This window comes from Kocuria sp. UCD-OTCP (assembly GCF_000349605.1).
Taxonomy (GTDB): Bacteria; Actinomycetota; Actinomycetes; order Actinomycetales; family Micrococcaceae; genus Kocuria; species Kocuria rosea.
Genome location: NZ_AOSQ01000001.1, coordinates 122,600 through 142,741 on the forward strand (window position 1 = coordinate 122,600; position 20,142 = coordinate 142,741).

The 20,142-nt window shown below is 71.3% G+C and carries 17 protein-coding genes and 1 tRNA gene; 10 read left to right on the top strand and 8 right to left on the bottom strand.

The features are described from left to right. Positions 1-21 precede the first annotated feature (21 nt). Both mmsB and H488_RS19945 read right to left on the bottom strand, forming a co-directional pair. Positions 22-942, bottom strand: coding sequence for a 3-hydroxyisobutyrate dehydrogenase (gene mmsB, locus H488_RS19940; protein WP_017831830.1), 921 nt, complete (start codon positions 940-942; stop codon positions 22-24). Positions 943-1,063: 121 nt separating this feature from the next. Continuing rightward, the gene (locus H488_RS19945) at positions 1,064-2,461 is read right to left on the bottom strand and encodes an MFS transporter (RefSeq protein ID WP_017831831.1); all 1,398 of its coding nucleotides are present in this window, start codon (positions 2,459-2,461) and stop codon (positions 1,064-1,066) included. 177 nt (positions 2,462-2,638) lie between these two features. Here H488_RS19945 and H488_RS19950 point away from each other — a divergent pair, with 177 nt between their 5' ends. After that, positions 2,639-3,553 carry a LysR family transcriptional regulator gene (locus H488_RS19950; RefSeq protein WP_017831832.1) on the top strand — a complete coding sequence of 305 codons (915 nt, stop codon included), beginning with the start codon at positions 2,639-2,641 and terminating at the stop codon, positions 3,551-3,553. Between the two features lie 116 nt (positions 3,554-3,669). Here H488_RS19950 and H488_RS19955 read toward each other — a convergent pair whose 3' ends face one another. Both H488_RS19955 and H488_RS19960 read right to left on the bottom strand, forming a co-directional pair. Then, a complete protein-coding gene (locus H488_RS19955) occupies positions 3,670-4,551 on the bottom strand; it encodes an NAD(P)-dependent oxidoreductase (RefSeq protein ID WP_017831833.1) in 882 nt (293 codons plus the stop codon). Further along, positions 4,548-5,936: a four-carbon acid sugar kinase family protein gene (locus H488_RS19960; protein WP_017831834.1), complete on the bottom strand. Its 1,389-nt coding sequence runs from the start codon at positions 5,934-5,936 to the stop codon at positions 4,548-4,550. Before H488_RS19960 ends, H488_RS19955 begins: the two co-directional genes overlap by 4 nt. A 258-nt stretch (positions 5,937-6,194) precedes the next feature. Here H488_RS19960 and H488_RS19965 point away from each other — a divergent pair, with 258 nt between their 5' ends. From H488_RS19965 to H488_RS19995, 7 genes are all read left to right on the top strand, one after another. Beyond that, on the top strand, positions 6,195-6,914 hold the full coding sequence (locus tag H488_RS19965; protein WP_017831835.1) for a FadR/GntR family transcriptional regulator: 720 nt from the start codon (positions 6,195-6,197) through the stop codon (positions 6,912-6,914). Between the two features lie 26 nt (positions 6,915-6,940). Beyond that, positions 6,941-7,801, top strand: coding sequence for a class II fructose-bisphosphate aldolase (locus tag H488_RS19970; RefSeq protein ID WP_017831836.1), 861 nt, complete (start codon positions 6,941-6,943; stop codon positions 7,799-7,801). A gap of 121 nt (positions 7,802-7,922) precedes the next feature. Continuing rightward, positions 7,923-8,999 (top strand): aldo/keto reductase, encoded by a 1,077-nt coding sequence (locus H488_RS19975; RefSeq protein WP_017831837.1) that lies wholly within the window; start codon positions 7,923-7,925, stop codon positions 8,997-8,999. Between the two features lie 61 nt (positions 9,000-9,060). Further along, entirely contained in the window at positions 9,061-10,065 is a 1,005-nt protein-coding gene (locus H488_RS19980) for a CPBP family intramembrane glutamic endopeptidase (RefSeq protein WP_017831838.1), read from the top strand. 106 nt (positions 10,066-10,171) lie between these two features. Further along, positions 10,172-10,699: a PadR family transcriptional regulator gene (locus H488_RS19985; protein ID WP_017831839.1), complete on the top strand. Its 528-nt coding sequence runs from the start codon at positions 10,172-10,174 to the stop codon at positions 10,697-10,699. Then, positions 10,696-11,460 (top strand): ABC transporter ATP-binding protein, encoded by a 765-nt coding sequence (locus tag H488_RS19990; RefSeq protein WP_017831840.1) that lies wholly within the window; start codon positions 10,696-10,698, stop codon positions 11,458-11,460. The genes H488_RS19985 and H488_RS19990 overlap by 4 nt, the downstream gene beginning before the upstream one ends. After that, positions 11,457-13,682, top strand: coding sequence for an ABC transporter permease (locus tag H488_RS19995; RefSeq protein ID WP_150110235.1), 2,226 nt, complete (start codon positions 11,457-11,459; stop codon positions 13,680-13,682). The genes H488_RS19990 and H488_RS19995 overlap by 4 nt, the downstream gene beginning before the upstream one ends. 109 nt (positions 13,683-13,791) lie before the next feature. Here the strand turns inward: H488_RS19995 and H488_RS20000 are convergent, their stop codons facing one another. Both H488_RS20000 and H488_RS20005 read right to left on the bottom strand, forming a co-directional pair. Beyond that, positions 13,792-14,091: a hypothetical protein gene (locus H488_RS20000; protein ID WP_017831842.1), complete on the bottom strand. Its 300-nt coding sequence runs from the start codon at positions 14,089-14,091 to the stop codon at positions 13,792-13,794. Positions 14,092-14,211: 120 nt separating this feature from the next. Next, the gene (locus H488_RS20005) at positions 14,212-15,768 is read right to left on the bottom strand and encodes an LTA synthase family protein (RefSeq protein WP_031282170.1); all 1,557 of its coding nucleotides are present in this window, start codon (positions 15,766-15,768) and stop codon (positions 14,212-14,214) included. A gap of 305 nt (positions 15,769-16,073) precedes the next feature. On the opposite strand from H488_RS20005, the gene H488_RS20010 reads away from it, so the two are divergent. Continuing rightward, positions 16,074-17,180, top strand: a complete 1,107-nt coding sequence (locus H488_RS20010; protein WP_031282172.1) for a zinc-binding dehydrogenase — start codon at positions 16,074-16,076, stop codon at positions 17,178-17,180. Positions 17,181-17,198: 18 nt separating this feature from the next. On the opposite strand, the gene H488_RS20015 is transcribed toward H488_RS20010, so the two are convergent. Both H488_RS20015 and H488_RS36890 read right to left on the bottom strand, forming a co-directional pair. Beyond that, positions 17,199-19,658: a DUF3427 domain-containing protein gene (locus H488_RS20015; protein WP_150110236.1), complete on the bottom strand. Its 2,460-nt coding sequence runs from the start codon at positions 19,656-19,658 to the stop codon at positions 17,199-17,201. Further along, a tRNA-Ala gene (locus H488_RS36890) sits at positions 19,658-19,731 on the bottom strand. The genes H488_RS20015 and H488_RS36890 overlap by 1 nt, the downstream gene beginning before the upstream one ends. Here H488_RS36890 and H488_RS36895 point away from each other — a divergent pair. Then, entirely contained in the window at positions 19,716-20,030 is a 315-nt protein-coding gene (locus H488_RS36895; protein WP_150110237.1) for a hypothetical protein, read from the top strand. The two genes, H488_RS36890 and H488_RS36895, sit on opposite strands and share 16 nt — an antisense overlap. Positions 20,031-20,142 lie beyond the last annotated feature (112 nt).

A 20,142-nucleotide genomic window follows, 5' to 3' on the forward strand; every position in this document is an offset into this window, starting at 1 on the left:
TCGTGGTGGTCTCGGCGCCGTTCAGGCCTTGTCCGGGTCCCAGCCCGGGATCTTCCCGTCCGGCGCGGCGTACTTGGTGATGAGGGAGCAGTCCTTGTCCCCGAGCCCCTCGTCGATGAGCTGCTGCAGCCTCTCGGCCACGAGCTTGGCGGCGGGCAGCTCCACGCCGGTCTGCTCGCCCGCCATGAGTGCCAGACCGGCGTCCTTGGCGGCGAGGGCGGCGCTGAAGGTGGCCTCGAAGTTCTTGTTCGCCGCGGCGGAGTCCACGATGCCGGGCACGGGGTACCAGGTCTGCAGCGCCCAGGAGTTGCCCGAGGACACCGAGGCGATGTCCCAGAACACCTGCGGGTCCAGGCCCAGCCGGTCGGCGAGCACGGAGCCCTCGGCGCAGGCCTCGAGGCAGATGAACAGCATCATGTTGTTGACGATCTTGGCGGCCTGGCCCGTGCCGGCGTGGCCCGTGGCCACGATCTTGCGGGCCATGGGCTCGATGAACGTCCGGGCCTGCTCCACGACGTCGGGCTTCCCGCCGACCATGAAGGTCAGGGTGGCCGCGGCCGCGCCGCTGATCCCGCCGGAGACCGGCGCGTCCACGAAGCGGAAGCCGGCGTCCTCGGCGGCCCGGTGGAGCTCCTCCGCGGTCTCCACGTCGATGGTGGAGCTGTCGATGAGCAGCGCGTCCTTCGGGGCGAGCGCGATGACGCCGCTGTCGCCGAGGTAGACGGCCCGGGCGTGCTCGCCCTTGGGCAGCATCGTGAACACGACGTCGGCGCCCTGGAGGGCCTCCTCCAGCGTGTCGAAGGTCTGCACGCCGCGGTCGCGGGCGGCCGCCATGGCGTCGGCGCTGACGTCGTGGCCGCGGACGTCGTAGCCCGCCCCGGCGAGGTTGGCGGACATCGGGTTGCCCATGTGGCCGAGGCCGATCCAGGTGATGGTGGTCATCGGGGAGTCCCTTCTGCAAGGTGTCGAGGGTGTCGGGAGCTGGGGGTCGTGCACAGCGCGCCCAGCGGCGGACCGGGGAGCCGGTCCGCCGCTGGGCGCGGGTGGGTGCGGAGGTCGGGGATCAGGAGGTCCGGTCCTCGGCGGACTTCTCCTCGGAGAGCCGGCGCCGGTCCTCGGCGTCGATGTCCTGCAGGGAGATGCCCTTGGTCTCGCGCAGCGTCCACACCGCGAAGAGGGTGATGAGGCAGGCGATGGCGATGTAGATCGCGATCGGCACCCAGGAGTTGAACTCGCGCAGCAGGGCGGTGGCGATGATCGGGGCCAGCGAGCCGGCCACGATCGAGGTCACCTGGTAGCCCAGGGAGACGCCCGAGTAGCGCATCCGGGTGGGGAACATCTCGGCCATGATGGCCGGCTGCCCGGCGTACATGAGCGCGTGGATCATCAGGCCGATGGTGATGGCCGCCAGGATGATGAAGCTGTTGTCCGTGTTGAACATCGGGAAGGCGATGAACGCCCAGAAGATGCCGAGGAAGGCGCCCGCGGCGTACATCGGGCGGCGGCCCACCCTGTCGGTGGCCCGGCCGACGAGCGGCACGCAGATCGCGTGGATCACGTGGGCGATCAGCAGCAGGAGCAGGATCCGGCTGGTGTCCACGTCACGCTGGGTGGACAGGTAGGTGATCGAGAAGGTGACCACCACGTAGTAGAGGATGTTCTCGGCGAAGCGCAGGCCCATGGCGCCGAAGACGCCGCGGGGGTAGCGGCGGAAGACCTCGCCCACGCCGTAGGCGGCGGACTTCTCCTCGCGGACCTCCTGCTGGGCCTCCTTGAAGATCGCGGCGTCCGTCACGTGGGTGCGGATGTAGTAGCCGATGGCCACGATGACGATCGAGAGCCAGAAGCCCACGCGCCAGCCCCAGGAGAGGAAGGCCTCCTCGGAGAGGGTGAAGGACAGGGTGAGCAGCACGACGGTGGCCAGCAGGTTGCCCAGCGGCACGGCGGCCTGCGGCCAGCTGGACCAGAAGCCGCGCTCCTTGTTGGGGGAGTGCTCGGCCACGAGCAGGACCGCGCCGCCCCACTCGCCGCCCACCGCGAAGCCCTGCACGAAGCGCAGCACCACCAGCATGGCGGGGGCCCAGTAGCCGACCTGCTCGAAGCCGGGCAGGCAGCCCATGAGGAAGGTGGCGGCGCCGACCATGACGATCGAGATCTGCAGCAGGTGCTTGCGCCCGTACTTGTCGCCGAAGTGGCCGAAGACGATGCCGCCAAGCGGGCGGGCGATGAAGCCGACCGCGTAGATCAGGAACGCCTTGAGGATGCCGTCCAGCGGGTTGCCGGTGTCCACGAAGAAGAGCTGGCCGAAGACCAGGGTGGACGCGGTGGCGAAGAGGAAGAACTCGTACCACTCCACGACCGTGCCGGCCATCGAGGCCGCCACGACCTTCTTCAGCCCGCCCCGGTTCTCGGGGGAGTCGTTCGGGTCCGCCGACGCGGCGACCCTGTCCTCGGTGCTCATGTGGTTCTCCTCCTGCTGGGGAAACGGTGACGGTGGTCACAATGTTTGCCTACAGTGTGCGGATATGTGGTGCGCTTCACAATGACCATGCGCTCGCGGCGCCTGTGCAAAAATGCACATGCCGCCCGGACGTGTGCGTTCCCCCGGGCCGGTCCAGCCCCCGGGAGGAGAAGCCCCTTGTCGCACGGTGCCGACGACCTCCTGCTGCTGCTCGCGGTGGTCCGCCACGGCTCCTACGCCGGCGCCGCCGCGGACCTCGGGCTCAGTCACACGACCGTGTCGCGGCGGATGGCGGCGCTCGAGAAGACCGTGGGCGCCCGGCTGCTCGTGCGCACCGGGGAGATGTGGGAGCCCAGCGAGCTGGGCCGGAAGTTCGTGGCCGCCGGCGAGGAGATCGAGGCGGCGCTGGGCTCCCTCCCGCTCGGCGCAGGCGGGCGCGGCAGCACCGTCAACGGCGTGGTGTGGGCGCTGGCCCCGGACGGCTTCGGCGGCGTGGTGATGGGCGCGGCCATGCGGCGGCTCATCGAGGAGCACCCCGGGGTGCGGCTGGAGATGATCAACGCGGCACGGCGGGCGCAGACGAATCCCGTGGGCATCGACCTGGAGGTGGTCGTCGGGCGCCCGGAGGTCTCCCGCAAGGAGGCCTTCCACCTGGCGGACTACTCCCTGGGCGTCTACGCCTCCCGGAACTACCTGGCCGCCCACCCGGCCATCCGCACGCCCGACCAGGTGCAGGAGCACCCGCTCATCTACTTCGTGGACTCCATGCAGGACGTCGCGGAGCTGGACATCCCGCGCCGGCGGTTCCCGCGGATGCGCCAGGGCGTGGGCGCGACGTCCTCCGTGGTGCACGTGGAACTCACCCGGGCGGGCGCCGGGGTCGGGCTGCTGCCCTGCTATCTCGCCGAGCGGGCCGGGGACCTGGTCCGGCTCTTCCCCCAGGAGCTGTGGTTCCCCGTGGAGTACTGGGTGGTCTCCCGCGCCGACCTGCTGCGCCGGCCCGCCGTGCGGGCGGTCATGACCGCGATCCGCGCGGCCGTGGCCGATATGACGGAGGAGCTCATCGCCGCCCCGGCGAGCTCCCTCGACTGACCGCGTGCGGCCCGGCTGACCCGCCGGCACCCGGTTGACCACGCGATCCCGTGGTCAACCGGGTGCCGGCGGGTCAGCCGGCGCCGACGGGACAGCCGGGCGCGTGCGAGCTGCCCCTACCGGGAGCGGAGGATGTCGAAGACCGAGGAGTCGTCGTGCCGGCCGTGGCCCTCGCGGCGGCCGCGCACGTAGAGCTGCTCGGCCGCCGAGGCCAGCGGCACCGGCTGGGCGACCGCCCGGGCGGCGTCCGTGACCAGGCCCATGTCCTTGACGAAGATGTCCAGGGCGGAGCGGACCTCGGCCTGCTCGCCCTGCAGCATCCGCGGCCCGCGGTCCTCGAACATGAAGGACGTGGCGGCCCCGGTCGAGAGGACCTCCAGGCACTGCGCCGGGTCCAGGCCCATGGAGTCCGCCAGGGCCAGCGCCTCGCCCGCCACGGCGATGTGCACCCCGCATAGCAGCTGGTTGACCACCTTGAACCGCTGCCCGTCGCCCACCCGGGGGCCGACGAGCGGGGCGTTGGCGGCCATCGCGTCCAGCAGCGGCCGGACCGCCGCGACGTCCTGGTCGGCGCCGCCGACCATCACGAGCAGGTCCCCGGTGGCGGCGCGCGCCGTGCCGCCGGACACCGGGGCGTCGACGACCCGCCGGACACCGCGGCCCTCGAGGCCCTGCGCGGCGGACTCCACGGCCTGGGGGCCGACGGTCGCCATCACGAGCAGGACCGTGTCCGGGTCCAGGGCGTCGGCGATGCCGCGCTCGCCGAACAGGACGTCGTGCAGCTGCGCCCCGGTCGCGACCATGACGACGACGACATCGGCACCGGACGCCGCCTGCCGGGGATCGGCCAGCAGCTCCAGGGCGTCGCCCACGACCTCCCCGGCGCGGGGGGAGACGTCGAAGCCGCGGACGGGGAAGCCGGCGCGGGCCAGCGTGAGGGCCATGGGGGCGCCCATGGCGCCCAGACCCAGGAAGCCGACGGACAGGGGTGTGCTCATGACGGGTTCTCCTGGGGATCAGAGGTGCGGGTGTGTGCGGCGGCCCGGTCGAGGACCTCCACGACGTCGGCGAGGGCGCTCTCGGTGCCCACGTTGCCGGGGAAGACCACGTAGGGCCCGCCCCGGGTGGTGTCCGGGGCGTCGGTGGGCTGGAACATGGAGATCTGGCCGGGGAAGAACTGGCCGGCCACGGTGGCCCGGCGGATGCCGAGACCGCGGTGGGCCACCTCGTGGGAGGTGATCCCGCCCTTGGCCACGACCCACGCCGGGCGGGCCTGCGCCACCCCGTGCACGACCTCCACGAGCGCGTCGGAGACCGACCGGGCGATGGCCAGCGACTCGTCGGGGTCGTCCGTGCGCACGAGCTCGCGGCTCGTCCACACGACCGCGTCGCTGGTCCCCAGCGCCTCGGTGATCCGCGCGACGGCGTCGGCCACGTAGCCGGGGCGGGCGTCGTCGTCGAGCAGGGTGGGCACGTGGAGCTCGACCTCGAAGAGGTCGCGGCGGGTCCGCAGCTCGGCGAGCTGGCGGTTGGTGAGCCCCACGTGGGAGCCGACCGCCACGAGTCCGTGCGGCAGCCGCCCGGGGCCCACCACGATGTCCTCCGGGCCGAGCTCGCGCGAGCCGGTCAGCCCGGCCAGGGGCCGCACGAAGGACGGGCCGCACCGGGTGACGAACGTGCGGCCCTCGGCCTCGAGGACGGCCAGGGCCTGCGCCACGGTGTCGAGGTCCGCGTACTCCGTGGCGTTGACGACCACCCAGGCCCGGTCCCGGGCCCGGCGCAGGATGCCGGCGACCGCGTCCACGCCCCCGGAGCGGATGTCCGTCAGGCCGATGGAGAGGATCGCGTCCCGGTCCAGCGTCCCACCGGAGCGCTCGACGAGGAAGTCCTTGAGGTCGGAGGAGGAGTAGCCGAAGGTGGCGTCCGCGGCGAAGTCGGTCTCCCCCACGGGCATGGGGCGGCCCTGCAGGACCGCGTAGTGGACGTCGTCCTCGGTGTAGCGGCCGGCCTCGAGCATGGCCGGGGCGAGGAGGAACCCGTCGACCGCCACCCCGTGCCGCGCGAGGACGTCGGCGAGGGCCGTGGGTTCGGCGATGACGTGCCCGCGCAGCGTGGAGTCGCTGCGGGAGACGAGGTGGGGCAGGGGCAGGTGCTCGGCGGTGAGGGCCTCCAGCACCGCGGAGACGAGCTCGGTGTTGATCGCCACGGCCTCGGCCTCGGGCCGGGCCCGGCTGTTGGTGAGCACGAAGCAGGTGCGCCCGGGGTGCCGGACGACGTCCAGCACGGGGGCGGGGTCGAGCTCGAGGACGACGTCGACGTCGTGGACGCACTGGGAGCCGGTGGGGTCGTCGTCGAGCACGAGCAGGGTCCGGGGAGCGGTCATGCGGGGACTTCCTCTCGGGGAGCGGCCAGGACGGTCCTCAGGTCCTGGCCGGTTCCGCACCGACACACCACCTGTAAGATGTCAGACATGCTATGTGTCGTGGGACACGTGGTCAACGGCAGGGATGCCGCGGGCGGCCGGCGGAACCGTCCGTCGACAGCTCGGACATCCGGCATTTCGTGGTTGATAGGATCCCCTGTCACGGGCGGAGCACGCAGGAGCTGTCCTCCGCCGTCCACCTCACCGCAGAGGAGCACCATGGCCCGCCCGTCCCTGGTCGACCAGGTCGCCGACGCCCTCCTCGACCGGATCGTCGCCGGGGACCTCCCCCCGGGCTCGGTGGTGCCCGGCGAGATCGACCTCAGCGCGGAGCACCAGGTCAGCCGCATGACGGTGCGGGAGGCGGTCAGGACCCTGGGCGCCCAGCGCATCCTCCGCGTGGAGCGCGGACGCGGGACCTTCGTGAACCCCGTGTCCCAGTGGGCGTCCCTGGACGCGGTCATCCGGGCGGTCTCCGAGGGGCAGGACGACGCGGCGGCCGCCGTGCAGCTGATCGAGCTGCGCCGGTTCCTGGAGACCGGCGCCTGCGAGCTGGCGGCCGGACGGCTGTCCGCCGCCGAGCTGGCCGGGCTGGCCCGGGACGCCGACGCCATGGAGGACGCCCACCGCGCCCAGGACGTGGCGGCCTTCGTGCGCGCCGACCTGCGCTTCCACGAGCGCATCCTGCAGGCCTCCGGCAACGTGTTCATCGCCGTCCTGTTCGCACCGCTGCACCGGGTGCTGGAGGAGCGGCGGGCCCAGACCTCCCGGGTGCCCGAGATCCAGGCCCACGCCATCGCCGAGCACCGCAGGATCGTCGCCGCCCTGGGCTCCGCCGACCCCGTGCGGGCCCGGCAGGCCATGGACGAGCACATGCAGCAGACGCTCGCCGACCTGAAGACCTACGTGCTCGGGGACCTCTCCCCGGCCGACCGCTGAACGACACCTGACGAAGGACTGTGCCCGTGCGCGCCAACCTGCTCGACGTCGTCACCTCCGCCCTCGACGCCCGCACCGCCGTGCCGGCGCTGAGCACCTACGACTTCACCACGGCCCAGGCCGTGGTGGCCGCCAGCGAGCGCGCGGACCGCCCCGTGATCCTCCTGGTCCCGCCGAAGGCGGCCGCCGGGAGCGGGGGCCGGCGCCTCGTCACCGCCCTGCGCCACCTGGCCGACGACGCCGCCACCCCCGTGTGCGTGCAGCTGGACCACGCCGTCGACCTGGGGCTCGTCGAGCAGGCCGTGGCGGCCGGTGCCGACGCCGTCCTGGCCGACGGCTCCGCCCTGCCCCACGCCGAGAACGCCGCGTTCGTCGCCCGCGCCCGCGAGCTGGCGGGCCCCGGCGTGGTGGTCGAGGCGGAGCTCGGCGGCCTCCCCGGCGACGAGGACAGGGCCCGGACCTCCGCGGCCGGCGGCATGACCGATCCCGATGCGGTCCCCGCCTTCCTGGCCGCGTCCGGGGCGGACCTGCTGGCGGTGAACGTGGGCAACGTGCACGGGCACTACCAGGGCACCCCGCGCCTGCACTGGAGCCGCCTCGAGCAGATCTGCGAGGCCGCCGACCGCACCCCCCTCGTGCTGCACGGCGCCTCCGGTATCCCCGAGACCATGCTGGTCCGCGCGCCCCTGGCGGGCATCGGCAAGATCAACATCAACACCGAGCTGCGCTCGGCGGTCCTCGCCGCCCTGGCGGACCGGCTCGAGGAGCGCCGGCACGAGGGCCTGGACCTCTGGGCGCTGCTGGGCGACTGGACCGGGGCGGTGCGCGAGTTCACCGCGCTGGCCCACGCGCTCACCACCGCCGAGGCCCGCTCCAGGAATTCCTGAGCACCCGTCCGTCGTTGTCGCCTACCGTGCCCCGGGGCCCGGTCCGCCGGCCGCCTCCGGAGCGCCGGCAGGCACCACCAGCACGCACCACCAGCACCGATCACGACCAGAGGAGTTCCCCATGGAGTACACCCGACTCGGCAGTTCCGGCCTCTACGTCTCCCGGCTGGCCCTGGGCACCATCCCCTTCGGCTCCGGCGGAGGGTTCGAGAAGATCGCGGGGCTCGGCCCGGACGAGGCCCGCCGCCAGGTCGACGAGGCCCTGGACCGCGGCGTGAACTTCATCGACACCGCCAACCTGTACTCCGCCGGGGACTCGGAGCGCGTCCTGGGCGAGATCCTGGGGAGCCGGCGGGACAACGTGGTCCTCACCTCCAAGGCGCGGACCCCCACCGGGGACGGCCCGAACGACGGCGGCGCCAGCCGCCTTCACCTCACCCGCGCGGTCGAGGACAGCCTCGAGCGGCTGCGGACCGACCACCTCGACCTGCTCTACATCCACCAGTGGGACGGGCAGACCCCGATCACCGAGACCATCGCCACCGCCGACGAGCTGATCCGGGCCGGGAAGATCCGGTACTGGGGCGTGTCCAACTACAACGGGTGGCAGCTGGCCAAGACGGTCTACGAGGCCCGGGCGGCGGGGCTGCAGGGCCCGATCGCGCACCAGGCGTACTACACGCCGGAGGCCCGGGAGATCGAGTACGAGATCGTCCCGGCCGCCCGGGACCTCGGGATCGCGACCTTCGGGTGGAGCCCGCTGGGCGAGGGGCTGCTCAACGGCAGGGTCCGCCGCGGCGCCGAGACCCCGGCCGACACCCGTCAGGGCACCGGCTGGCCGGAGCCCCACGTGGTGGACCGGGACCGCGCCTACGACCTGATCGAGCTCTTCGACGAGATCGCCGGGGAGCTCGGCTGGACGATCCCCCAGGTGGTGATCTCCTGGATCCTGGGCCGCCCGGGCATCGACGGCACCGTGATCGCCGCGCGCAGGTTCGAGCACCTCACGGAGGACCTCGACGCCGCCGAGCTGACGCTGCCGCAGGAGGCCCGGGACCGCATCACCACGGCGTCCCAGCTGCCCGCCTACTACCCGCTCTGGCACCGGCTGCTCAACGGCCAGGACCGGCCCGAGCCCGCGGAGGCGGAGTTCTACGCCGAGCAGCGGGGCCACGTCTTCGGGGAGGAGCAGGCCTGATCCCACCGGCTTCCACCTCGGGGTGGATTCCCCGGGACGGCCCGAGAACTACCCTGTGGACATGACCTCGTACCCTCCGCCCCGGCCGGCGCCCTGGCAGACCGGTGCCCCGTCCGCCCGCCCGGGCGGCGGGTCTCCGGTGCCGCGGTCCGGCGGTCCGACGACCGCGGCGCCGCTCACCCACTCGGAGTTCTACCGCACGCCCCGCAACCGCTGGTGGAAGGGCCTGGTCAGCATCCTGGCCGTGAGCGCGGCGATCCTGCTGATCTCGGTCGTGGTGTCCTTCGGCGCCGTGGCGATCGAGCTCCTGCGGGGCACCATGAGCACGGAGGAGCTCGCGAGCGGACAGATCGCTATGACGCCGGTGCTGCTGCTGGCCACCAACCTGGCGCTGATCGCCTCGGCCGCCGTCGCGGTGGTCCTGCACCGGTACCTGCACCGGCAGCCGGTCGGCACGCTGCACGCGGTGGAGGGTCGTTTCCGGTGGGGCTGGCTGGGGCGGGCGGCCGTCGTCGTCGTCCCCCTGTTCGTGGGCTACGCGGCGGTGGTGGCGCTCCTCGAGGCCCCGGGGCCGCTGGCCCTGGACGCGACCGCGTGGGCCTTCCTCGCGATCGTCCTGCTGACCACGCCCCTCCAGGCGGCGGCCGAGGAGTACATGTTCCGCGGGGTGATCCAGCGCGCGGCGGGCTCGTGGGTCTCCGGTGCGGTCCCGTCCCTCGTGCTCGGCACCCTCGTGAGCGCGGCGGCCTTCTCGATCGCGCACTTCGCCTCGGACGGGTGGCTCATCGCGTACTACTTCGTCTTCGGGGTCGCGATGTCGCTGCTGACCCACTTCACGGGCGGGCTCGAGGCGGCCTCGCTCGTGCACGCGGCGAACAACGTGGTGCTGTTCCTGGTGTCCACGCTCACGGGGCAGATGGGTGAGGCGGTCGACCGCTCCGCCGGCGTGGGCGGCCCGTTCATGCTGGCGCCGATGCTCGTCATCGCCGCCGTTGCGGCCGTGCTGATCCTGCTCGGCCGGAGGCGGGCGCTGCAGCGCCGGGCCGTGCCGCCGGCGACCGCCTGAGGCCGCGCCGCGGCCGCACCTTGATGGGACCCCGCGGCCGACACGACGTGCACCGGCCACAGGAACCTGTCGTGTTCCACTATGCACTGGGTGTATAGATGGGGGCATGAACAATGCGCTGACCCTCCTGGGGCTGCTGCGGCGGGAGCCCAGCTACGGGTACGACCTCAAGCACGCCTACGACCGCTACTTCGGCTCGCAGAAGCCGCTGGCCTTCGGGCAGGTGTACTCGACCCTGGCCCGGATGATCCGGGACGAGCTGATCCGGGCCCTGGGCGAGGAGCCCGGGGCGGGCCCGGACCGGAAGAAGTACGAGATCACCCCGGCCGGGCAGCAGCGCGTGGAGCAGTGGCTGCACACCCCTGATGTGCCGTCCCCGACCCTGCAGAGCGAGCTGTTCGCCAAGACCGTGATCGCCCTGCTGATCGAGGACGACGCCCAGCGGCTGCTGGACGTCCAGCGCGCCGAGCACATGGCCCGGATGCGGGAGCTGACCCGGCTCAAGCGCGAGGGCGACCTGCTGCAGGTCCTGATGTGCGACCACGGGCTCTTCCACATCGAGGCCGACCTGCGCTGGATCGAGCTGACCGGCGCCCGCCTCACCCACCTCAAGAAGGAGCTGACGAACGCATGACCCCCACCCCTGTTCCCCTGCTGTCGGTGCGCGGAGTGCACAAGGACTTCGGCGCCACCCCCGCGCTGCGCGGCGTCGACCTCGAGGTGCTCCCCGGCGAGGTGCTGGCCGTGATGGGCCCCTCCGGCTCCGGCAAGTCCACCCTGCTGCACTGCATGGCCGGGGTCATGGTCCCGGACCGCGGCACGGTCAGCTACGCCCGGCCCCTCGACCGATCCGCCGCCCGATCCGCCGACCGATCCGCCGACCGGCCCGCCGCCCGGCACGAGCCGGCGGTGGTGCTCAGCGAGCTGGGCGAGGCGGCGCGCTCGGCCCTGCGGCTGCGCGAGTTCGGCTTCGTCTTCCAGTACGGGCAGCTGCTGCCCGAGCTGAGCGCGGTGGACAACGTCACCGTCCCGCTGCTGCTGGCCGGCACCGGGCGCCGGGCGGCGCTGCGCTCGGCCGCCGAGCTGCTGGGACGGCTGGGACTGTCCGGGCAGGAGGACAGGCTGCCCGGGGAGCTCTCCGGCGGCCAGGCCCAGCGGGTGGCCATCGCCCGGGCGATGGTCGGCGAACCGGCGCTGCTGTTCGCCGACGAGCCGACCGGGTCCCTGGACTCCCTGGCCTCCGAGACCGTCCTGGAGCTGATGCTCGAGCTGGTCCGGGAGGCCGGCACCACCGTGGTGATGATCACCCACGACCCCCGCACGGCGGCCTACGCCGACCGGGAGGTCATCGTGCGCGACGGCATGATCGGCGCCGACCAGTGGGTCGCGGCGTGAACCCGGCGGTGCTGCGGCTCGCGCTGGTGGGCAGCCGGTCCTCGCTGGGCCGGCTGGCCGGGATCGTGGGCGGGGTGGCGGTGGGGGTGTGCCTGCTGCTGCTGGTGTGGGGAGCGGGCCAGGGCATGATCCAGCGCGATGCGCGCGCCCTGTGGCTGGACGCGGACCGCGTGCCCGCGGTGGTCGCCGCCGCCGGTGCCGAGGGCTCCGCCGCGACCGAGGAGGCCCGGCCGGTGCCGCTCACCGCGGACACGGCCCTGGTGGACCGCGCCGACGAGGTGTTCCGGGACCAGCTCGTCCAGCGCCGCGACGTCGCCGTCACCGAGGACTCCGCCGTGCGGATCCCCGGGATCGGCGCGCCCCCGGAGCCGGGGACGTACTACGCCTCCCCGGCCCTGCAGGACCTGATCGAGTCCGTCCCGGCCGATCAGCTCGGGGACCGCTTCGGGACCCTCGCCGGCACGATCGAGGACACGGACCTGGCCGGACCGGACTCCCTGGTGGCGGTCACGGGGGCCGAGGAGGCCGAGCTGCGGCAGCGGCCGGCCGCCGCGATCGTCCCCGACTTCTCGGTCAACTCCTTCGCGGACAACACCGGCAACTACCGCACCCTGATGGTGGTGGGCGGCATCGCCGTGATCTTCCCCGTGCTGCTGCTGATCAGCATCAGCACGCGCCTGGGCGCGGCCCAGCGCGCGGAGCGCTTCGCGACCCTGCGCCTCATCGGGGCGAGCCCGCGCACGGTGGCCGGCATCGCGGCGGTCGAGATCGCCGCCAGCAGTCTCCTCGGGTCCGTGCTGGGGGTCGTGGCCGCCGCCGCGGCACGCCCCCTGGCCGCCCAGCTGCCCGTCAACGGCACGAGACTCCACCCGGCCGACCTGGCCGTCGGGCCGGTCACGACCGCGGCGGTGGTCGCCGTGGTCGTCCTCGCCTCCGCCGCCGTGGCGGGCCTGCGCACCCTCCGCGCCGGGATCGGCCCCCTGGGTGCCGCCCGCGCCCAGGCCGAACCGGCGCCCACCGCACGGCGGACGGTGCCCCTGGCGGCCGGGCTCGCGGCGATGGGCACCGGCGTCCTGCTCGCGGACACCGGGCGCCTCGACCCCGGCGCGCTCGAGGTGCTGCTGATCGGAGGGTTCGGTCTCACCGCGGTGGGCATCGTCGTCGTCGGACCCTGGCTGACGCTGCTGGCCGCCCGGATCGGGCTGGCCCGCGCCTCCGGCGCGGCCGCCGTGATCGCCGCCGGACGCATCCGGCTCACGCCCCGGGCCACCTTCCGCTCCGTCTCGGGACTGGTGATCGGGGTGTTCATGGTCTCCGTCTTCGCCGGCGCCTCCAGCAGCGTGGGCCCGGACGAGACGCCCTCGGCCGGCCCCGGGATGCTCCCGCCCGCGAGCGTGCACACCTGGCTGGAGCCGGACCGGGCGCTCGCGGACGTGACCGGGCTCGCCGGGAGGGCCGAAGGCCTCGACGGGGTCCGGGACACCGTGGTGGGCTGGACCCGTCCCGCGGCGGACCCCGGCGGCAGCGCCCAAATCCTGCTCACCGCTGCCGACGCCACCGTCCTGGGGTTCGAGGACGTTTCGGCCGCCCCGGTGGTCGCCGTGGACGCCGCCTTCTTCGAGGCCCACACCGAGGAGCCCCGTCCGCTGACCGCCGCCCCCGTGACGGACCTGCAGGGGCTGGTGCCGGCACTGCTGGTGGTGGACACCGACGGGAGCCCCGGGGCCCTCGACCGTGCCCGCACTGTGCTCACCGCGTCGGGGCTCAGCACCACCGCGGCGGTCTCCCGGGCCGACGCCGCCGCCACCGGCGGCGCGGAGCTGGTCCGGAGCCTGTCCGTGCTGGCCTACGCCGCGGCGTTCGTGGTGGTGGTCATCGCCGGGATCTCCCTGGCCGTGGCCACCGCCGCGGCCGTCATCGACCGCCGGCGGGTGCTGGGGCTGATGCGCCTCATCGGCATGCCGCTGTCCGCCCTGCGCGGTGTGGTGGTGCGCGAGGCCGCCGTGCCCCTGGCCGCGGTGCTGCTGCTCTCGGCCGGGCTGGGGTTCTGCGTGGCGTGGCTGCTCGTCACCGGTCTCGACGACAGCCGCACCGTCAGCTGGCCCGGTCCGGCCTATCTCGCCGCCCTCGGCGCGAGCCTCCTGCTCGCGCTGGCGGCGATCGCCGCCGCCTGCGGGATGCTCCGCACGAACACCGCCATCACCACCACCCGCTTCGAGTAGAGGCCGCGGGGCCCTGCAATCGCAGGGGCTGGGCGAGGGGACGGGCCGCTCCGCCGGCGAGGGGCGGGTGCGACCCGTGGGCAGTGCCCACGGGTCGCGGTCCGGGGCACTAGAGTTCGCGGTCCTCCACGACGTCGAGGTCGCGGAACGTCGGCTCCCCGTCCATGAGCTCGCGCATCTTCCCGGCGTACTCCTGGGTCTGCGGGAGCCCGGAGTTCTCCATGGCGGACTCGTAGGAGTCGAAGGAGACGATCTCGTAGTAGCGGCTCGGGTCCTTGCGGTCTCGCGTCAGCAGGACGCGGCGGGCCGTGCGGTTGCCCTGCGAGGCCCGCTCCCACTCCGCGACGACCCCGGCCACCTCCTCCGGCTTCGAGGTGGTGTATTCGATCAGCTGGATGAAGGCCATCATGCACGCTCCTTGGAATGCGACCCCCCGGGCCACCAGTCTAGGCCGGGGCGGGCGGGCCACCCAGGGCGGCGGGCAGATGACGGAACGGATCTCCGCCGCCGGGCAGGGGGCCGGGCAGCGCTACTCGGCGCCGGTCTCGCCGGCCCAGGCCTCCGCGTAGAACGGCGCGGAGCGCGAGTCCAGCAGCTCGGCGTAGAGCTCCGGCTCCAAGGCCTGCGCCGAGTCCTCCGGGACCGTCGGGGCGAACGCGGACACGCCCAACCCGGCCGCCCGGTCCTGCAGGGTCAGGCCGGCGGCCTCCAGGAGCGTGGGGTACATGCTCAGCTGATCCACGCCGGGGCGCGGCGTGCTGCTCGCGTCCGCACCCGGGACCCAGATCCGGTTGAAGATGGTGCGGTTCTCGTGGTGGTCCAGCTGCTCGTGGAAGGCGTCGCCGGCGCTCATGTGCTTGAGGTGGTCGCCCATGATCACCACGGCGGTGTCCTCGAGGTAGCCCTGCTCCTCCATGTGCTGGACGAAACCGGCCACCTGGGTCATGGAGCAGAAGAACGCGGAGGTGACCTCGTTCTGCGTGTCCACGGTGCAGTAGTCGTAGATGTGCACCGGCTCGTGGGTGTCCAGCGTCAGCACGGAGAGGTTGAACGGCCGGCCGGTCTGCTCCGCCTCGGCGTGTAGCTCGTCGATCTCGTCCGCGGCGTGGGCCATGAGGCGTCCGTCGCTCAGGCCCCAGTCGCCGCGGAAGCTCTCCTCCGGTTCGCCGGCGGCGCGCCAGTCGGAGAGGTCCTTGACCTCGTCATAGCCGTGGCTGCTCAGGAAGGTGTCCTTCGCGGCGAAGGAGGCGTTGGCGCCGCCCAGGAAGACGCTGCGGTAGCCGTGCTCGTCCAGGACGTCGCCCAGGCAGGTGGTGCCGCCCAGGTAGGTCTCGACGTCACCGCCGAGCTCGTTGAGGGCGCCGCTGTCCGCGGCGGAGCCCATGCCCTTCAGCGGGATGCCGCACTGCGTGGCGGTGAGACCGGCCATGGTCCAGCCCCCGCCCCGATGCTGCTGGAGGTCCGCCACGCTCTGCCAGCCGTCCGAGGCCGCGGTGACCTCCTTGAGCGGGGCGAAGGCGTCCTTCTCGAAGTGCTCGTCGTTGGCGAGGGTCTGCTCGCCGGACTCGAGGTAGATCAGCACCAGGTTGCGCCGGTCCTGGTCGCCGGTGACGACCGGCGCCGTGTAGTAGTCGCTGAGGTCGTACTCGGAGTTCCCCGCCCTGATGTAGTCCCGCACGCCCACCGTGGTGGCGAAGGCCGTGGTGCCGCCGATCACCAGCGTGCCCACCAGGGCGGTGGTGAGGGTGCGCATGATCCACCGGGTGCGGCGAGGGCGCGGGTCGTGGCCGTGCTGGCGGCGCCGGCGGCGCCGGACGTGCTGCCACAGGGCGATCCCGGCGGTGAGGAGCAGGGGCACCACGCCGATCCCCAGGATGCCCATCCAGACGATGGCTCCGCCCCCGCCGTCCATCTCCACGGAGACGAGGTTCAGGAGCATCTGGCCCACGGAGATCTCGCCCCAGTAGTACCGGATGCCGGCGGCGGCGATGAGCAGCGCGAGCCCCGCCCAGATGAGGACGTAGACCAGGAAGTGCCCGAGGACAGCGCCGACCCGGCGGATCACGTGAAGATTTCGATCGGACATGGCACCACCTCGCGTTCCAGGTGCGCGCGTGGTCGCCGAACGCCCTTGACATCAAACCGTTCTCGGGTGCATAGAACCCTAGTACCGATTCGTAACCTGTTCAACAGCGATTCACCCGGGAATGCGGAACAGTTCACCTCCGCATGCACCGCACGGCCCTCGACATGGTGCCGAGCACCTGGTGAATTCCGACGGCCCCCCGGCGCAGGACCGGGGCATCGCACCACCTTCGCGGAGGGGAGATCCGGCGGAGCAGGAGGTACCGTGAACGGCGTCACACCCGTGCACCGATTCCGGAGGTCGTCGTGAAGATTCGTGGAGCCGTCCTGGAGACCATGGAGGCCTCCGCCCCGTACGCCGAGTCGCAGCCGCTGCGCGTCGAGGAGCTCGAACTCGGCGAGCCCGGGCCCACCGAGCTGCGGGTGCGGATCACCGCCGCCGGGGTGTGCCACTCCGACCTCTCCGTGGTCAACGGCAACCGGCCGCGGCCCCTGCCGATGCTGCTGGGACACGAGGCGGCCGGCGTCGTCGAGCACGTGGGCGCCGAGGTCACCGACCTGGCCGTGGGCCAGCACGTGGTGATGGCGTTCCTGCCGCGCTGCGGCGAGTGCGCCGCGTGCAAGACCGAGGGGCTGCTGCCGTGCACGGTCGGCTCGAAGGCCAACGCCTCCGGCACCCTCATCGAGGGCTCGATGCACCTGCGCTCCGAGACCCGCGGGAACGTCTACCACCACCTGGGGGTCTCCGGTTTCGCCACCCATGCCGTGGTGGACCGGCGCTCCGTGGTGCCCGTGGGCGAGGACGTCCCGGGCCCCATCGCGGCCGTCATGGGCTGCGCGGTGCTCACCGGGGGAGGAGCCGTGATCAACGCGGCGCAGGCCACCCCCGACGACGCCGTGGCCGTGGTCGGCCTCGGCGGCGTGGGACTCGCCGCGGTGCTGGTCGCCAAGGCCGTGGGCTGCCGCCGGGTGATCGCCGTGGACGCGCTGGCCGAGAAGCTGGAGCTCGCCAAGGAGTTCGGCGCGGACGAGGCGCTCACCCCGGACGAGCTCGTGGCGCTCGAGGACAAGCCGCGCGTGGTGATCGAGGCCGCCGGGCACCCCCGGGCGTTCGAGACCGCCTTCAACGCCACCGCCGTGGGCGGGGTGACCGTCACCGTGGGCCTGCCCGCGCCGGGGGCGATGTCCCAGATCGAGCCGCTGAAGATCACCGCCGAGGCCCGCCAGATCATCGGCAGCTACCTCGGCTCCGCCGTGCCGGCGGTGGACATCCCCAAGTACGAGCAGATGTGGCGGGACGGCGTGCTGCCGCTGGAGAAGCTCATCACCTCGCACATCACGCTGGACCAGATCAACGAGTCGATGGACGAGCTGGATGCGGGCCGGGCGGTGCGACAGGTGATCGAGTTCTAAGCCCCGCCGTCCGCGGCTCTAACTGAGAGGCGCTACCGTGCTCGCGGCCGAGAACACGGGGGACGGCATCGGACGGCGCAATTTCCAAATAATCGACATGGGTTTGGACCCTTCGTGCGACACATAATCGACAGGTCCCAAAAAGACGTACGGCGAGGTGCCGGCCTCCTGAGTCGGGGACTCACGGACAAACAGCATGATGTGGCTGTTCTGTACGGTGTGGTGTTGATAACGCTGTCCCGCTGCGGATTCCGGAGTCGTCTGGTTCTGCGACTCCCAGTGGAAGAGCGTCTCGGAGACGGCGTAGTCCTTGTACATGGTGTTGGGCGAAAAGTCCTTCTCCGACTTATGGAGCGTGACGAGAAGCGCCTCGCAGCGTGATGACGGAATCCAGGACACGCCTTCGCGCACTGTGCCGGGAGTGCGCTGCCCTTCTTCTCCCATGCCCAGACCGGCCAGAAGTTCCTCCCGGGTGTAGTGCGCATGTGTCTGCAGGGGAATGTCGGCGTAGTCCTGTCCCAGTGAACGCGGCAGGTTGCGTGCGCCGTCGGCGGTGACGTCGATGAGCTGCGTCAGCTCGTTCCGCAGGATGGCGTGCGACCGGAGCAGCTGGAGGCCGCTCTCTAATTCGCCCGGACCGCCGCTCTTCCGACCCTGTGGCCAGAAGGAGTAGTAGAGCATGCGCGCTATTCGCTGCTCTCTGAGCGGCAGAGACAACACCGGCGGGGCATCCGGGCGAAGCAAATCCTCGTAGCACCGTAGCCGGGCGGGGTCATCCACGTTCAAAAACGCCTTGGCGCGCTGTAGCAAAACGAGGACCTCCGTCTCCTGATCCTCGGCGGGCCACAGAACATCGGGGACCAGTCCACCGGCACGACGCAAGGTGTTCCAGGTCGTCGGCCGACCGTCAAACTTGTTCCGTCGGTAGATGTCCGATGCCTCTGAGAGGGAATCTGTCAGGTACTGACGCAGGGTGTACGACTCGGGCGACGGCTGCTGCGCCGCCAAATCCCTAATCTCGTCGACCACTTGCCGGGTCGTCAGGCGCAGTTGACGCTTCACGTTGTCGAGCACCACGGATTGGGCGACAGTATCGAAGACGACCTGCGTTCCGGAGGGGAGGAAGGAAAAACCCTCCTCCAGGTCCTTGGCCAGGCGCGTCCGGCTCGATCCCGTCACGGCACGGTATTTCAGGTCGAACCGGAACTCTCGGTGCTGGAATCCGATGAAATCCAGAACGGTTAGTACGGGTTTATCGGGAGCTAGCCGCAGGCCGCGTCCCAGTTGTTGCAGAAACAGCGTGGAGGACTGCGTCGGCCGGAGCATGAGAATGGTGTCAACCTGCGGAATATCAAGGCCTTCGTTGAACAGATCGACGGCAAAGACGGCACGCAGTTCTCCGAGCTGCAGCGACTTGAGGGCAGTCCGCCGCTCGTCGCTGGAACTCTCCCCGGACAGTGCCGCGGACGGCAGCCCGGCCGCCGTGAACTTCCGTGCCATATATTCCGCATGTTTGACGGAGACGCAGAAGCCAATGGCTTTCATGCGATGCGGATCGAGCACCTTGTCGTTGAGAGCCTGCAACACCTTGGCCGTGCGTGCGTCATTGCCCGTGTAGACGGCATCCAGTTCTTTGTCCTCGTACCGACCCCGCCGGAACTGAAGTGAAGACAGGTCGACGCCATCTGAGACGCCGAAATAATGGAACGGCGTCAGCAACTGCTGATCGAGGGCATCCCACAGGCGCAGTTCGCTCGCAATGCGGCCTCCAAAGAACTTCTCTGCGACGTTGACGCCGTCGCCGCGCTCCGGAGTGGCGGTGAGTCCGAGGAGTTCCTGAGGCTGGAAGTGCTCAATGATCTTGCGGTAGGTCGGAGCATCGGCATGGTGGAACTCGTCGATGACTACCACGTCAAACGACTCAGGGGCGAAGCGGTCCAGGCTCTTGGCGTTAAGAGATTGAATCGACGCAAAAACGTGTTTGCCTCTGACTGGCTGATAGCCGTCGACCATGAGCTCACCGAAGGCGCCGTCACGCAGAACTGTGGCATAGGTCTGGCGTGCTTGCTCGAGAATTTCTCGGCGGTGGGCCACAAAAAGCAGTGATAGCTCACCAGGGGTACCGGCCTGCAGCCTGCGATAGTCCAAAGCCGCGAGGATGGTTTTTCCAGTGCCCGTCGCGGCGACCACGAGATTCCGGTGGCGGTCGTGAATAACACGCTCGGCCTCCAGCTCCTGGAGCATTTGAGCTTGGTAGGGATAGGGCTGGACATCTAGGTGCGCAATGGAGACCTCCGAAGACACCCGTCCGCCTCCTTCGGCGAGCGCCCTCGCCAGGCGCTCGCCGTCATCATCCGGGTTGTAGGACTCAAAGCTCTCCGACGCCCAGTAGCTCTCGAAGGTCGCCTCGAACTTATGGAGGAGTGCCGGCGTCGCGACGGAGGACAGGCGCACGTTCCACTCGAGCCCGTCCAGCATGGCGGCGTGCGACAGATTCGAACTGCCGACATAGGCCGTGCTAAAGCCGGTCTTGCGGTGGAACATCCACGCCTTGGCGTGCAGGCGCGTATTGCGGGTTTCGTAGCTGACTCGAACTTCCGCGCCGTACTTACGCGCCAGCGCGTTGATTGCCTTGGCATCGCTGGCACCCATGTAGACGGTGGTCAGGACGCGGAACGGAATGCCGCGGTCCTTCAACGACTGGAGCTCTTTGTCCATGACATGCAGACCGGACCACTTGATGAAAGCAATGAGAAGATCCACACGATCGGCGCTTTCGAGCTCCTTGGCGATCTCGCGTCCGACCTGCGGCTCATGCGGTGTATTGGTGAGCAGAGCAGCGTCAGATAGTGGCGTTGCTGGCTTTCGTGCTGCGGCGCCAACCCTCGGCGCAATCGCCACGAGCTGTCGCGGACCTTCGCTGATGCACGCCGAATTCCGCATTCCATCGTTAACGGCTGCC

Bases quoted from the DNA above. Each gene is read 5' to 3' on its own strand.
- mmsB (WP_017831830.1), bottom strand. From the start codon at position 942: ATGACCACCATCACCTGGATCGGCCTCGGCCACATGGGCAACCCGATG.
- H488_RS19945 (WP_017831831.1), bottom strand. From the start codon at position 2,461: ATGAGCACCGAGGACAGGGTCGCCGCGTCGGCGGACCCGAACGACTCC.
- H488_RS19955 (WP_017831833.1), bottom strand. From the start codon at position 4,551: ATGAGCACACCCCTGTCCGTCGGCTTCCTGGGTCTGGGCGCCATGGGC.
- H488_RS19960 (WP_017831834.1), bottom strand. From the start codon at position 5,936: ATGACCGCTCCCCGGACCCTGCTCGTGCTCGACGACGACCCCACCGGC.
- H488_RS19965 (WP_017831835.1), top strand. From the start codon at position 6,195: ATGGCCCGCCCGTCCCTGGTCGACCAGGTCGCCGACGCCCTCCTCGAC.
- H488_RS19975 (WP_017831837.1), top strand. From the start codon at position 7,923: ATGGAGTACACCCGACTCGGCAGTTCCGGCCTCTACGTCTCCCGGCTG.
- H488_RS19980 (WP_017831838.1), top strand. From the start codon at position 9,061: ATGACCTCGTACCCTCCGCCCCGGCCGGCGCCCTGGCAGACCGGTGCC.
- H488_RS19985 (WP_017831839.1), top strand. From the start codon at position 10,172: ATGAACAATGCGCTGACCCTCCTGGGGCTGCTGCGGCGGGAGCCCAGC.
- H488_RS19990 (WP_017831840.1), top strand. From the start codon at position 10,696: ATGACCCCCACCCCTGTTCCCCTGCTGTCGGTGCGCGGAGTGCACAAG.
- H488_RS20000 (WP_017831842.1), bottom strand. From the start codon at position 14,091: ATGATGGCCTTCATCCAGCTGATCGAATACACCACCTCGAAGCCGGAG.
- H488_RS20005 (WP_031282170.1), bottom strand. From the start codon at position 15,768: ATGTCCGATCGAAATCTTCACGTGATCCGCCGGGTCGGCGCTGTCCTC.
- H488_RS20015 (WP_150110236.1), bottom strand. From the start codon at position 19,658: ATGCTGGACGGGCTCGAGTGGAACGTGCGCCTGTCCTCCGTCGCGACG.